Below are 14,010 nucleotides of genomic sequence, written 5' to 3'. Positions count from 1 at the left end.
CTAAAAAGAGATGCATCACATATGATGCATCTCTTTTTCTTACTACTTATTGTTTTCATTTCCTATATATTCAATAGCTTCTTTTAATAGCTCATCAAAGTTAATAGGATAATTATGATCTAAGTCAGGCACAACTTTATACTTATGTTCTATATTCTTATCTCTTAATAGTTGCACAAATTGCTGCACGGATTCGAAACAATCTTCATCTTGATCCCCGCATACTATATATCCTTTTATATGTTTATCCTGCAGCACACTCAACAACTCATCCCATTCTTCAATCTTGGGAAGCCAGGGTGCCATAAAAACAAAACCATCTACATCTATATCTTTTTGTAAAATCGTATATAAAGCTACTCTTGCCCCTGCAGAAAAACCACCAATTATTACATTTTCTACTGTATGATTTTCTATAAACTTATTGTAATGCTCTTTTAATTCCCCTTTCCCTCTCTCTAGATCATCCCAAACAAATCCATCTGAAAACTGAATTTGTGAAGACTGTGGTAAAGCTAACGTGTAATCTTGTGTCAAAACTGATTTCCAATATGGCTCTACTATTTGAATATTTTCTTGGTCACCATGTAATGTAAGTAGTAGATTTCCCTCTTTCTTGCTGTATATATATTTCACGTCTGGTCTTTCCGTTTTATGTGCTAATCCTTCTCTTTCTTTACATAATTGAACCATTGTATGAAATTCTTCAAATTTATGTAGTGATTTTAAATCATCGTCCGAAATTAAATACTCATTTCCATACCAGAATCCCTTTTCTATAATGGCCTCTCTCATTAAATGTAATGCTTCTTTTTCAAGTCCCGATGCACTTGCGAGCGCATACTTAAAATTATATATTTGCGCCTCATTCCCTATTACACCTGTAGCATTTTCCATTATATAATTGTACGCTTCAAAACTTCCTTTATTTGCATAACAACGTAACGTTTCATTTAATAATTGAATGTAAGTCATACTATTTTTCATGTACCAATTCCCCCGAAACCTTTTATAATATTTTTTTGCGAATCTTTATACCACTTTGTATAACCTACGCTAACAATATCTTATTCTCAGAATGATGCTTAATAGTTACTCTTCCCTGTCCAATACATTTAGTATAAATGAAAATAGACTGAAAAATCAATATTTTAACAAACAAAAAAAGACAACAATATATGTATTGTTGTTTTCATTACATCTACCCGCTCTTTTGTTTTTTTCTATCTGGTTTACTTGAAACTAAATAATGTTTTTCTGAAATATATAAGTCTCTTTTTAAGCTACGATTTAAGTAAGGTCCTAGTTTCATTCCGCATATGAGGCGATCTTCGCTACCTTCAACAATTGGGAACATTTCTTTTTCTGTTACGTATTGATCTACTGCTTTTTGTACGACATCAATTTCTTTCACTAGGTTTAAATTTTCTGCTGTATGTTCAAATACCTCAAGCGTTTCCTTCGTTATGAGAAAATCATTTGTTGGAAATGCAGGTAAATACGGTTTTAACAAATCATAATTCACTGTATAATCGTCATTTACTAATACTGTATAAACAATATTAGCATTCGTTTCTAAAAACTGAGCCATCGCTTGTTCTAATTCATCTTTCGTAATTTCCCGCTCTTCTTTTCCAGTTCTGAAAAAGCGAAACATCGCATCGCCTCCTTTTTACTATATTATAGCATAAAAGAAAACTGAAAAATCATAAAAAAACCCATTGAAATAATTTTTCAATGGGTTTCTATATATTTATCGTTATTTTAAGAATGCACTTAGCATCCATACATGTTGTTCTAATGTTGTATGAATTGCTAACAACATGTCAGCTGATGTTTCATCGCCAGCTTCGCCCGCAACTTCCATACCTTCTTTTAATTCTTGAATAAGTGCAGAATAATCATTCACTAATGTTTGCACCATTTCTTCTGCAGATTCTTTGCTTGTCCCTTCGCTGACACTAGATGTTGCGAGATATTCTTTCATTGTCGCTAATGGTTTACCTTCTAAAGCTAAAATACGTTCTGCTAACTCATCAATATACGTTCCAGCTTCATTATAAAACTCTTCAAATTTCTCATGTAATGTAAAGAAGTGTGGCCCTGTCACATACCAGTGATAATTATGTAGTTTCACATATAACACATTCCAGTTTGCTACCTGCTTGTTTAATACTTCAACAACATTTGTTTTCGTACTCATACAACCCACTCCTCTTATCATTTTGTAATGTTTATCTTTTAATAACCTAATTACATTTTACCATACATTCCCTTTCCTTTCGAACAATCGGCTTATATGTAACAAAGTTTTAACACCTTTAATACTTCCCTAATATCATTTAATTCATGTATTTTTTCAAACACTTCATACGTCTAATTGTCCAAGCTCATACATATGCATAATAGTACATCAAGCTCATCATAGTAGAAAGAGGGATAACATGGACAATCAACAATGGCAAGTAGCAAAGAAAGTAGCTGCTACTTATATCGGAACTGTCGTTGGAGCTGGATTTGCTACTGGACGAGAAATTGTTGAATTTTTCACAGTGAATGGATTATATGGGACAATTGGCATATGTGTAAGTGGATTTTTTTTTATTTGGCTCGGCACAAAGATGATGTTACTTTCATCGCAAATTGGGGCATTTTCAGCGCAAGAATTTAACAAATATTTATTTGGGGATGTATTTGGGAATGTTGTAAACACATTATTATTACTCGTTTTATTCGGCGTAACGAGCGTTATGTTATCAGGGGCTGGTGCAGTATTTGAAGAGCAACTTCGCTTACCAAGACAACTCGGTATTCTCATTACAGTTATCGCTTGTCTCATTATAAGTAGCCGCGGATTACAAGGTGTTTTTGAAGTAAATACACTTGTCGTACCTATTATGATGATTTTTATTATCGGACTTGCTATTACAACCTTTTTTCACGGTACACCTTCCATTAATAACACTATTCCTGCAGAGAGTTGGAATATGAAATGGATTACTAGCCCTATTACATATGTCGCCTTAAATCTTTCTCTCGCCCAAAGTGTTCTCGTCCCATTAGCCAGTGAAGTTAAGGATCGAAAAGCCATTTTTTGGGGTGGGATTTTAGGGGGTGCTGGACTTTCTTTAATTTTATTATGCAGCCATTTAGCAATCTTATCAGTCGATCAATTTTATCAATATAACATCCCAATGGCTGAAGTCATAAGAAGATTTAATGCAACTTTTCACTTCTTCTTCGTTCTCATTATTTTCGGTGAAGTTTTCACAACTTTAGTTGGTAATGTGTTCGGAATGACAAAACAGATGCAATCTATTACTGGGTGGAAAAATAACAATATTATTTTCTTTATTTTACTAATTAGTTATTGCTTTAGTTACATCGGTTACAGTGACTTACTTCACATTCTATATCCTATCATCGGATGGGTAAGTATTGTTATACTTCCAATCATTGCATTTAAACAACTTCAAAAAACATAAAAAAGCATCCATGTTATTGGATGCTTTTTTATGTTCATTCACAATCATCACATACTTCCCAGTACGGCCCCATTTCTAATGCTAAATATGGCTTTAATTGCAACCGAATCATTCGACTAGGCATGCGCTCTAAAACAAATTGAATACCCTCTTCATCTTCGTCTAATTCAACTTTTGAAATCGCAATTCTTTGCATAGTCGTAATGGGAATTCCATCTTTATATAAAGTGATTTTCACCTCATCGTATTCATTAAAATACAATTCGACACTCATTTGATTTTTCAGAATTTCACCAACAATTTTATATGTATCATTTTGTTCTTGGATTATATATTTCCATCCGCCTCTATCTTCTTTCGGAGCTGTTTGAAATAATGTCTCCAAATCCTCGTATAGCATAAGATAACCCCTCTCTTACTAAAAACGATGAGTATTTTATATACCCTTTATCTCTATCACTATCCATAGCTATTGTACCATATATCACCGTTCTTACCGTATTCATTTGCTTCATACATACTTATAAAACAACTAATTCTATCTCCATTATTATGTATATTACCTCATTACTCCATACTCTCTTACAAGTTCAAATAACATCAGACTTTAATCAATGCAAATATTCTCTACTGTCCGCTTTTATTAGCTTACAGCATTCACACTTTTACATATAGTAAGACTAACACAAATAAAAAAGGAGAGTGACTTATACCACTCCCCTTAAAAGAACTTCCCTATAGCTGCTAAAACTAATACGATTATTAAAATTGCGAATAATAATGAGACAATGAAACTAAAAATAGGTAACGCTTTCTTTTCATTCTTCTTAAATAGTAACTTTAAACTAAGAAAAATATTTACTGGCACAAGTATAAAATAAAAATATTTAACAATTTGCACCGAGCTATTCGAAAGTGTTTTTAATATAAACACTTCAATTAGAAAAACAATAAAAAATGAAATACTTAGCCAAAATGAAACGTAACTAAGCCAAGAATGTCTTTTTGTCCCCCAGTACACTCCCATAATACTCTCCTTTTATTTGTATTCTATAGGTTAACAATTATACACAAAGCTAACAAATACCTCTATTTTTCGACAAATATTATGCAAAATACCATTTTAAACGTCATGAGAGAACTCTACATCCCACATTTAAATTTACATAATAAAACAGACTCTCCCAATACATACTTCTATTTTAGGGACAGCCTGTTCTCTGTTAAACTTTAAATCTGTCAATTAGTCCTTGTAACTCTTCAGCCATTTGAGATAACGTGCCCGCTGCGGATCCAATTTCCTCCATCGAAGCTAGCTGTTCTTCAGCTGAAGCCGCAACATTTTGTGTGCTTGTTGCATTATTTTGTGCTGTCATTGCAATTTGTCCTACCGAAATAGATACTTCATTTGCCCCTTTTGACATTCCATTAGCCGTTTCAACCATCGTCTTAATTTGATTAGCTATTTCATTTGTAGATTGTAAAATTTCAGCAAAGTTTTGCTTCGTTTCATTTGCGATAACAAGTCCAGATTGAACTTCCTCATTTACATGATTCATAGATTTGACTGTCTTACCCATATCATCTTGTATTTCACATATTAATTTACTAATTTCACTAGAAGATACGCTAGACTGCTCTGCCAATTTACGTACTTCATCTGCAACAATCGCAAAACCTCTTCCATGCTCACCGGCTCTTGCAGCTTCAATCGCCGCATTTAGAGCTAGAAGGTTTGTTTGATCTGCAATATTTTGAATTACTTCTAAAATATCACCAATTTGTTTTGATTTATTATTTAGTAATTGTATAACTGCATCTGATTGTGACACAGATTCTGCAATAGACTGCATCTGGTTTACTGTTCTTCCTACTAGTTTCCCACCATCTTCTGCTTTTTCACGAGTATGTGCGGAAGCCGTATTAATAGATGATGAACTATTTGCTACATGCTGAATTCCTTCCGTTACATCAAATAGCAACATAGCACCATTTTCTACGCTTGTTGTTTGCGTCGTTGCCCCACTTGATATTTCATCCATTGCGATTGTAATTTGCTCAGTCGCTTCACTTGCTTGCCTTACACTTGCAGTTAGCTCTTCTGATGCCGCTGCAACATGCCCAGCTGAATCGTTAATTCTTCCGATTAACGTCCGTAACGAATTCGTCATCTCATTAAAGCCTTTAGCAAGTTGGCCGATTTCATCATTAGAATGAATTTCAATTGTTTGCGTTAAATCCCCTTCACTTATTTCTTTAGAGGTAACAACTAATCTCTTTAAAGGCTTCGTAATTGAAAGTGTTACAAAATAAATAAGTGCTCCACCTATTACTAATGAGATAAGCATAACAATTAACATATTATAAAATACAGGTTGAGCAGCTTCAATTACTTCACTTGAGTACATAGTCCCACCAATTTTCCAACCTGTTTTTACATTTGTAGCAAATACCATATTCTTTTCACTACCACCATAAGAATATGAAAAAGCACCGTGATTATCTTCATAAATTTTCTTTGCCCAAGAATCAGCCGCTTTTTCTCCTGATTTTTCTTGTGGATGAGCAATTATTTTTTGCTTTCCATCTAAAATGAAGGCATATCCTTTTTTACCAATATTAATTAACTTTGATGTTTTTAATAAATTATCTAAACTTAAATCTAGCGCAACAACCCCATTTTTATCTTCTGTTTGTTTTGCGATTGTTACGACAATATGTCCATTTCCTTTTGCCTTATACGGCTCAGTAACAACAATACCACCTTGTTTTGCCACTGCATCTTTATACCAAGGTCGTGCTGTTGGATCATAATCTGCTGCCATTTGTATATTTGGTTCTTGCACAAATTTTTTATCATTTCCGGCAACATATACTTGTTCAACATCTTTATTTAAATTTATATATTGAGATAATATTTTTCTTAATTCATCCTGATTATCTCCTTGATACATATTCCCCTGAATCACCCGTGCAAAATTATTCACATCATTAAATTTTGCATCAATCATTTGATTGATTAAATTATCCAGTATTTTTATATTGTCGTTGGCACTACTCTTAATTTGTGATTCAAAATTCTTTTTGGCTGTTTGATAAGACATGCCTCCGATAATAGACACAGCCGCAATTAAAATTACAAAGAATGAAATTAATAGCTTTTTTGCTACTTTCATATCACGAAACAAATTTAATAGTTTACCCATTATGAACCTCCTAATTTTCAAATTTAAAAGTTAAATTGAGTTAATTATTAATATTTCCCAATCCCTAATTATTATTTTCATAACCTATTATGATGAATACTTTGTAAAGTTTAAACAATTAATTTCTCTTTGTCTATATATATAAATAATATTATTATAAAATTTACAAATAGAAAAAACCAAAGGGCACCCTTTGGTTTTTACATTTTTTTATGTTGTTTAGAAAGCTTTTTCCACTTATCACGCTCTGCTCTGGCAAGGATTGCATCTTGTCTTCTCATAAAATACGCCAGTTCTCTTTGTAATTTTTTATAGCTTTTCAAACGATCTATCGTAATAAGTCCGTTATCAATTGCACTATGCACCGCGCATCCTGGTTCATTCTCATGCTTACAATCACGAAAACGGCATGTTGTCGCGAGTTTTTCAATATCAGAGAATGTTGTTTGAATCGCTTCGCTTCCTTCCCAAAGTTGCAATTCCCTCATGCCGGGAGTATCAATAACTAAACTACCACTCGGTAATCGGAACAATTCACGATGAGTTGTCGTATGTCTTCCTTTACTATCTTCCTCACGAATATCTCCCGTTTTTGCTACTTCAATTCCTATAAGTGCATTTAACAAAGTGGATTTCCCAACACCGGATGATCCGACTAAAGCAATTGTTTTCCCTGAAGAAACAAATTGCTGCAACGATTCAATACCAGTATGCTCTAAACTATCAACGACGAAGATTGGAACACCAATTGCCACAGCTTCCGTTTCAACAATTTTCTGTTCCATGTCCTCACATAAACTACTCTTTGTTAAAACAATTACAGGCATTGCACCGCTTTCATACGCTAAAAGTAAATAACGTTCCATTCTTCTTACATTAAAATCATGGTTAAGTGCATTCACTAAAAATAGATAATCTACATTCGCTGCTATTACTTGTTCTTCCGTTCGAGTACCAGCCTCTTGTCTAGAAAAAGAGCTTCTTCTCGGAAAAATACTATGAATGATAGCTTTCTTTTCATTCTCTATTTTCTTTATATACACCCAATCACCAACAGCTGGATAATCTCCCTTCGTTACTGCTTCATGCCGAAACTTCCCAGACAGTTCTGCCATATATTCACCATCGTTACAAATAATGCGATATATATGCTTATGCTCAAGTAAAATACGACCTACTTCAAATTTCTCTACAGCTTGTTCCTCAAAAAAAGAATCCCAGCCATACGATTCTAAAATATTTTGATTCAAATTGATATCCTCCCTAGTTTTAGCTAAGTGGAAGGATAGTGCGCTCACTTATATCGTTTCGCCCTTTCCATCCACCTTTGTATTTGGTTTATTATTCATATAAGTTATTTTCGCCATAACACATCACCCCGTTCTTATTTTAATTACTCTCATTATATGGAATTCTCCTATAAAAAGCTACATCATTTAACGTAATTTTCAAATAACTTGTTTTTGAGCATTCTAATTTGTCCTCAGTGACTAATTTCATCTTCTAGCACATGAAACCAAAGATAGTGCTGGTTATATACTACACCGTTAGGCCACTTTCTTTCTGACATGAGCCACTCATCACCTTGTTCACTTAAATACTTCAGAGATTCTTCTCGAACACTTTGTAGAAGTTGTACATAATACTGTATTTCATGACCACGGATTGCTCTACCCGCTTCCCCTAAATACAGTGCATCTTCCCATATTTCTAATTCTTCTTTTGTAAAGTCACGATCTTGAAATGAAATAAGCTGATGAACTTTTTCAATAGCTGCTATATGTTTTAATAAGGCACCAATTGAATTCCCGCTACTCTGCATAATTAAATCTAATTGCTCAACTGATAAATTTCTTACTTCGCCTAATGTTACAGCTCTCGTATGCTCAAGCATGCTTACTAATTCCCCTATTTTTTTGTATAACCATCTACACTTCTTATTCGATAATCTATATTCATATCACGCACCCCTTTCTGCATTCATATTATTGTAAAAATGATTCATATAATAGACTGAAATCTATCGGAATTTTCTGTTATAATTAAATTGAATACAAAATATACCCAAACAAACTTTCTCAATATGCTTATATGAAATATTAAAAGGAATCAATATAAAATAATCGAATCTTATTCACTAAAAGGAGTGGATTCGATGGAAATGTATCAATGGCTAACCGCTGTTCTCGTTGGTGGCATTACTGGCTTCGTTTCCCATCTAATCAATAACCAAGGTAAGTTATTGCTTCCACGCCGTTTGAAAACATTTTTTCATTTTGGATTTTTAACTGATATTTTTACCGGTAGCCTAGCCGCACTTCTCGGACTCGTTTTATTCGATGTCACCGCAATAAAAGAAATTATAAAAGTATCCATTGTAACTGCTATTTCCGGTCAAACTTTCTTACTACATCAAGCTCTTGGTGGCGAACAGGCTAAAAATACGCAAATTGGGAAAGCTGATGAGAAGATTCAAGAAATTGACAAATTATTGCGACGTTAGTGTATACTTTCTTTTAAAATTATTGTTATAATGAGAAATAAATATTTTCTATTGCGTCGTTTGTCAGGAGAAAGGGTGTTTCGTATGACAAAAAAGAAAATAGAAGATTTCTTAACAAACTCCGAAAAAGAGGAACTGCTAGAAAACTATAAATGTTTACGAGAAGCCCGCACAAAAAGCGAAGCTAACTATTTTGGTGAAGCAGTGAACCATCTATTAAATAAAGCAAAACAACGAATTATTAAAGATGCAGGTATACATGATGAAAATGCAGCAACTGTTCAATCAAAAAGAAAAGCACTGTTTTAGTTACATTAGCTAAAACAGTGCTTTTTGTTACAATATTTTTCACATTACTTTCACATCTATTTCACAAATATAAGTACTTCTATATGTTAAACTAGGTATATCCTTTTCCGAGGAGCTATATGCCGATATATAAATCCCTATCACCATAGGGATTTTTTATTTTCCCATAATTTTATTACAATTCTTTTTCAATAATATAGCTGAACAACGAATTATTAAAGATGCAGGTATACATAATGAAAATGCAGCAACTATGCAATCAAAAAGAAAAGTACCTTTTAGACTTAACCCAAAAAGTGCTTTTTGATTTACTAAAACTTTATGATGCAATTCCTTTTTCATTATCTTTATTAATGTTTTCACTTTTTCTAAACAGAAATAAAGCTAAAACATATAATAACGCAGTAAAGCTACCTACTAATATAAAATTATGAGATGTTGCAAATAACATTCCTGCTATTGCCGCACCAATCATTTGGCCAATGTACATCGAGACATTTGCAAGAGCAGCACCTGTTCCTCTTGCTATAGTAGACATGTTTTGTAAGTGTCCCATCATTAATACAAACAAAATTCCTGTCACAAAAAATAAAACAAAGAAAAATAATTCAACAAATATAATACTCTTTAAATAAGGGAGTATTACATATAACACTGCTGTAAATACAATTCCACCATAGAAAGAAAAATTGTAACCAATTTTATTTACGAGTCTAGGGCCCAAAATATTACCAGCTAAATTTCCTAATCCTAGTACAAGCATAGCCGTACCTACTTCATGAACCTGTAACCCAAATTGAACGAAAAGCCATACACCAAAGAATGAAAATGCAGCAAAATTTCCGGTTTGAAAAATAAAGTAGGCAAAATAGGAAAGTGAAACCTTTGAATCTGTAAGTAATTGTTTATAACGCTTTAAGATAGATTTTTTATTTCCACTTATATAAACCGGTTGTATTTCTGGTAATACAACATAAATAAGAATGACAAGTAGTGCTGATAATATACCAATGAAGTAGAATGGCATCGTATAATGTATCGTTGCTAAATAAGCTCCCATTGGCAGCCCTAAAATTTGAGAGATTGATAACCCTGCTGTTGCAACCCCAATTGCTTTCACAATTTGCTTTTTCTCTATAAGGAGCGGAATGGATGCCCACACTTGTGGAGATACAAAAGCTGCACTTACACCTGCTAAAAATCTAAATGTTAGCATCCATAAAAAACTCGGTGCAATTCCACACAAAAACGTACTTATTGCAAAAAAACTCATACCTAGTACCATCACTTTTTTTCTGTTTAATCCATCTGATATAGGACCAGCAATAAGCGCAAATCCAGCATACCCTAAAGCATACGAACTCACCATCCATCCTGACAACTCGGTTGAAACATGATACACCTGTTGTAATGTCGGCAACAGTGGTGAAATTAAGAAAGTATCTGTACCGATCATAAACATTATCGTGAAAAATACAGCTAGTACTCTATTCATTTAGACCTTCTCCTTATATAAACAGAGGGTACTATCCCTCTGTTTCACTAATCTTCTAAAATAGATTGGATTTCTTTCATGACTCTTTTATTCAATGAAACGTCTACCGCTTTCACACTTTCTCTTATTTGCTCTGCCCGCTTTCCACCAGGTATAACTGTATCAATTCCTTCTTTATTTAATAACCATGCTAACGCTAAATGAGACACTTCAATATGATTTTCTTTAGCTAGCCCTTTTAACTTTTCCACTTTCTTAAAATTACTCTTATATGTATTTTCTTCAAATAGATTTACATTTTGGCGCCAATCGACTTTGTTCAATTTAAAATCTTCTGTATATTTTCCGCCTAATATTCCAAAAGCAAGAGGCCCATATGGAATAAATGAAATACCCGCTTCTATACAATGCGGCAACAGTTCTTCCTCAGCCGTACGTTCTAACATATTGTACGGAGATTGTACAACATCTATATGACCATGTTGGTTCGCTTCTTTTAATTGTTCTATGTTTACGTTCGATATTCCAATTGAACGAATTTTCCCTTCTTCTTTTAAACGAGTAAGCTCTCCGATTGAATCTATGTAACTTGTTTCAGAATTTGTAAAATGCAAATAATATAAATCAATATAATCAGTCTGTAACCTTCTTAAGCTATTCTCCACAGCATTTCTTAAATAACTTGGTTCATTGTTAATATAAGTTTCTCCATTTAATAACGGTTGAATTCCACCTTTTGTAGCAAGTATAAGCTTATGGCGTTTTCCCTTTAATACTTCTCCTACCATTTCCTCAGATCTACCGACACCATATGAATCTGCTGTATCAAAAAATGTAATCCCTTGCTGAATAGCTTCTTCTACTAATTGCTTTCCTTCTTCTTCATTCACATCAGCATATAAATTATGTCCCCCTACTGCATTTGTACCTAAACCCAACTTTGAAATATTTAATCCTGCCTTTTGCAATTTTGTATACTTCATTTTTTCTCCCCCTATATTTCTATTGTTCGAATATATTCGAACAATAGAAATATACCACTTTATATGTTATAGTGCAAATATCTCAACTTATACAAGCAGGTGAAATATGCGTACACTCTATCATCCAAATCGAGAAGAAATTCAATTTTCTTCTGTCTTATATGCACTTAGCGATCAAATTCGTTTACAAATTGTAAATATGTTACTAGAGAAAAACGAACAATCTTGTGGCGCTTTAAACATTCCTATTGCGAAATCAACTTTATCTCACCATTTCAAAGTTTTACGTGAGTCAGGTGTTATGTACACGCGCCTTGAAGGAACACAACGTTTCATTTCAATTCGTGAAGAAGATTTAAATGCTAGATTCCCAGGTTTGTTACAAGTTGTATTACATGCGACAGAGCCATATTAAAAAACATCTCATATGAATATGAGATGTTTTTTAATATGGCTATTCTTTTAATAAATCTATTAATCCATTTCCTTCAGATGTACGTTCGTACCCTAAAGGTACAGTTCTTTTAATGAGTTGTGCATATATTTCTGGCTCCGATAACTTTCGACCATATTCTTTCTCACACTGTTTAATGAGCAAGGCGAGCGCTCCAGCAACATGCGGCGTCGCCATGGAAGTTCCACTTAACACAGCATATTTCCCATCTGGATACGTAGATAATATTTCATCACCTGGCGCTACTAGATCAATTTCTTGATTTGAATTACTAAAACATGTAATCTTCCGCTCTAAATTAACAGCACCAACTTCAATTACCTCAGAATAAGCACCTGGGAAATCTAATTCCTCTGTTTCATCATCGCAATCTCCATTATTTCCAGCAGCACATACAACGAGAACATCCTGATTTACCGCATTTTGAATTGCTTCATGTAATTCTGGAACATCTTGCGGACCACCAAGTGACATTGAAATAATTCTCACTTTCTCTTGATTCGGCCCTCTCCAATTTACAGCATAATGAATTGCCTCAATAATTTGCTCATAACTTCCAGAACCATCTCCCGCTAAAACTTTTAATACTAACATTTTAGCAAGTGGTGCAACTCCCAATACACCGACACCATTTTCAGTCGCAGCAATCGTGCCCGCTACATGAGTACCATGTCCGTTATTATCAAGATACACATTTGGATCAGCTTCATAATCTTTTGTGAAATTTCTTCCGCCGATAATACGATCCTTTAAATCTATATGATTGGTATCACACCCTGTATCTAATACGGCAACGACTACATCTTGCCCCTTCACACTCTTTTCCCATACTTGTGGAGCGTGAATCAGTTGTACACCTGGTGGAATTTCATTTACTTGCTCTACCACCTTATTTACGGTAAACGGAATCAATTGTATACCTTTTTGCTTATTCACTGTACTACTCATCGTAATCCCTCCTGAAAATGTATTATTTTCATTTCAGACCACTTTTGAATACTTGTAAATGTAACATTCGTTTTATTCTTTTTGTTTTCCTTCTTTTCAAATATTTCTCAACATCATTAACTAACTCTATACTACTTTTTTATTTCCCCTATGATTTGTAGGAAGTAACAGCCCGTGTCGTTCAACTAATAACCAAAATAAGAGGACCAATTAATGGTCCTCTTACAGTCTTTTAAAAAAATGATATGTAATTTGAAAAATAATATAAATTAAGACTAAACCTCACTCTTGTTTAAAAACTTTTCTATTTCTTTTACTAAATATTCCGCTCCCTCTATCCCAACAGTAATATTTCCATTTGCTAATGATATGTTCTGTTCTGAAACATCACCTGTGATTTGGCAAGCATTGTAAGGTTGATATTTTTGCAAAATGATTTTATCTGCTTCTACAAAAATTTCAAGCGGTGATTTGATTTGTATTCCCAATACATCGCGTAATTCTTTAGGGATAACAATTCGTCCTAATTCGTCTACTTTTCGAATAACTCCTGTTGCTTTCATAGTTCTCCCCCCTTACTCTCTATTAATTTTTCCACCTCGCTTTTTCCATTTTATCACTTTTTGA

Annotated in this window: 15 protein-coding genes and 2 pseudogenes; 4 read left to right on the top strand and 13 right to left on the bottom strand. The window is 33.6% G+C overall.

Annotated elements, in window-relative coordinates; translation table 11 throughout:
- Nucleotides 1–42: 42 nt before the first annotated feature.
- The 3 genes from BCG9842_RS09605 to BCG9842_RS09595 all read right to left on the bottom strand — a co-directional run bounded on the left by BCG9842_RS09605 (nucleotide 43) and on the right by BCG9842_RS09595 (nucleotide 2,203).
- Nucleotides 43–987, bottom strand: a complete 945-nt coding sequence (locus BCG9842_RS09605; protein ID WP_000798311.1) for an alpha/beta hydrolase — start codon at nucleotides 985–987, stop codon at nucleotides 43–45.
- Between the two features lie 214 nt (nucleotides 988–1,201).
- Nucleotides 1,202–1,657 (bottom strand): DUF3939 domain-containing protein, encoded by a 456-nt coding sequence (locus tag BCG9842_RS09600; protein WP_000488205.1) that lies wholly within the window; start codon nucleotides 1,655–1,657, stop codon nucleotides 1,202–1,204.
- A 102-nt stretch (nucleotides 1,658–1,759) separates the two neighbouring features.
- A complete protein-coding gene (locus BCG9842_RS09595) occupies nucleotides 1,760–2,203 on the bottom strand; it encodes a Dps family protein (protein WP_000105199.1) in 444 nt (147 codons plus the stop codon).
- A 241-nt stretch (nucleotides 2,204–2,444) separates the two neighbouring features.
- Between BCG9842_RS09595 and BCG9842_RS09590 the strand changes: the two genes are divergently transcribed.
- Complete coding sequence (locus tag BCG9842_RS09590) at nucleotides 2,445–3,485, top strand: YkvI family membrane protein (RefSeq protein WP_000370209.1); 1,041 nt, start codon at nucleotides 2,445–2,447, stop codon at nucleotides 3,483–3,485.
- A 34-nt stretch (nucleotides 3,486–3,519) separates the two neighbouring features.
- Here the strand turns inward: BCG9842_RS09590 and BCG9842_RS09585 are convergent, their stop codons facing one another.
- The 6 genes and pseudogenes from BCG9842_RS09585 to BCG9842_RS09565 form a co-directional block, all read right to left on the bottom strand.
- Nucleotides 3,520–3,885 (bottom strand): DUF3979 family protein, encoded by a 366-nt coding sequence (locus tag BCG9842_RS09585; protein WP_000965066.1) that lies wholly within the window; start codon nucleotides 3,883–3,885, stop codon nucleotides 3,520–3,522.
- 321 nt (nucleotides 3,886–4,206) lie between these two features.
- A complete protein-coding gene (locus BCG9842_RS09580; protein WP_000539571.1) occupies nucleotides 4,207–4,512 on the bottom strand; it encodes a hypothetical protein in 306 nt (101 codons plus the stop codon).
- 196 nt (nucleotides 4,513–4,708) lie between these two features.
- Nucleotides 4,709–5,527 (bottom strand): methyl-accepting chemotaxis protein, encoded by an 819-nt coding sequence (locus BCG9842_RS32010; protein WP_406741423.1) that lies wholly within the window; start codon nucleotides 5,525–5,527, stop codon nucleotides 4,709–4,711.
- 123 nt (nucleotides 5,528–5,650) lie between these two features.
- A pseudogene (locus tag BCG9842_RS32005) lies at nucleotides 5,651–6,589 on the bottom strand (HAMP domain-containing protein); the annotation flags it as partial.
- A gap of 302 nt (nucleotides 6,590–6,891) precedes the next feature.
- Nucleotides 6,892–7,941 carry a ribosome small subunit-dependent GTPase A gene (gene rsgA / locus BCG9842_RS09570; RefSeq protein ID WP_001073085.1) on the bottom strand — a complete coding sequence of 350 codons (1,050 nt, stop codon included), beginning with the start codon at nucleotides 7,939–7,941 and terminating at the stop codon, nucleotides 6,892–6,894.
- Nucleotides 7,942–8,174: 233 nt separating this feature from the next.
- Nucleotides 8,175–8,650: pseudogene (locus BCG9842_RS09565) on the bottom strand (mycothiol transferase).
- A 196-nt stretch (nucleotides 8,651–8,846) separates the two neighbouring features.
- Between BCG9842_RS09565 and BCG9842_RS09560 the strand changes: the two are divergent.
- Together BCG9842_RS09560 and BCG9842_RS09555 are read left to right on the top strand one after the other, a co-directional pair.
- Nucleotides 8,847–9,194, top strand: coding sequence for a DUF4257 domain-containing protein (locus BCG9842_RS09560; protein ID WP_000426317.1), 348 nt, complete (start codon nucleotides 8,847–8,849; stop codon nucleotides 9,192–9,194).
- Between the two features lie 84 nt (nucleotides 9,195–9,278).
- Nucleotides 9,279–9,503 (top strand): hypothetical protein, encoded by a 225-nt coding sequence (locus BCG9842_RS09555; RefSeq protein WP_000162602.1) that lies wholly within the window; start codon nucleotides 9,279–9,281, stop codon nucleotides 9,501–9,503.
- 319 nt (nucleotides 9,504–9,822) lie between these two features.
- On the opposite strand, the gene BCG9842_RS09550 is transcribed toward BCG9842_RS09555, so the two are convergent.
- Both BCG9842_RS09550 and BCG9842_RS09545 read right to left on the bottom strand, forming a co-directional pair.
- Nucleotides 9,823–10,998: an MFS transporter gene (locus BCG9842_RS09550; protein ID WP_001082501.1), complete on the bottom strand. Its 1,176-nt coding sequence runs from the start codon at nucleotides 10,996–10,998 to the stop codon at nucleotides 9,823–9,825.
- A gap of 47 nt (nucleotides 10,999–11,045) precedes the next feature.
- Nucleotides 11,046–11,981, bottom strand: a complete 936-nt coding sequence (locus tag BCG9842_RS09545) for an aldo/keto reductase (RefSeq protein ID WP_000877949.1) — start codon at nucleotides 11,979–11,981, stop codon at nucleotides 11,046–11,048.
- Nucleotides 11,982–12,087: 106 nt separating this feature from the next.
- On the opposite strand from BCG9842_RS09545, the gene BCG9842_RS09540 reads away from it, so the two are divergent.
- The gene (locus tag BCG9842_RS09540) at nucleotides 12,088–12,396 is read left to right on the top strand and encodes an ArsR/SmtB family transcription factor (protein WP_001259903.1); all 309 of its coding nucleotides are present in this window, start codon (nucleotides 12,088–12,090) and stop codon (nucleotides 12,394–12,396) included.
- A gap of 39 nt (nucleotides 12,397–12,435) precedes the next feature.
- On the opposite strand, the gene BCG9842_RS09535 is transcribed toward BCG9842_RS09540, so the two are convergent.
- Entirely contained in the window at nucleotides 12,436–13,383 is a 948-nt protein-coding gene (locus BCG9842_RS09535) for a serine protease (protein WP_000099758.1), read from the bottom strand.
- Nucleotides 13,384–13,658: 275 nt separating this feature from the next.
- Nucleotides 13,659–13,946 (bottom strand): AbrB/MazE/SpoVT family DNA-binding domain-containing protein, encoded by a 288-nt coding sequence (locus BCG9842_RS09530; protein ID WP_000648324.1) that lies wholly within the window; start codon nucleotides 13,944–13,946, stop codon nucleotides 13,659–13,661.
- Nucleotides 13,947–14,010: the final 64 nt, after the last annotated feature.

It is taken from the genome of Bacillus cereus G9842, assembly GCF_000021305.1.
GTDB lineage: Bacteria > Bacillota > Bacilli > Bacillales > Bacillaceae_G > Bacillus_A > Bacillus_A thuringiensis_S.
Note: the sequence above shows the minus strand (reverse complement) of the source record. Positions and strands in the feature narration are given on the sequence as shown.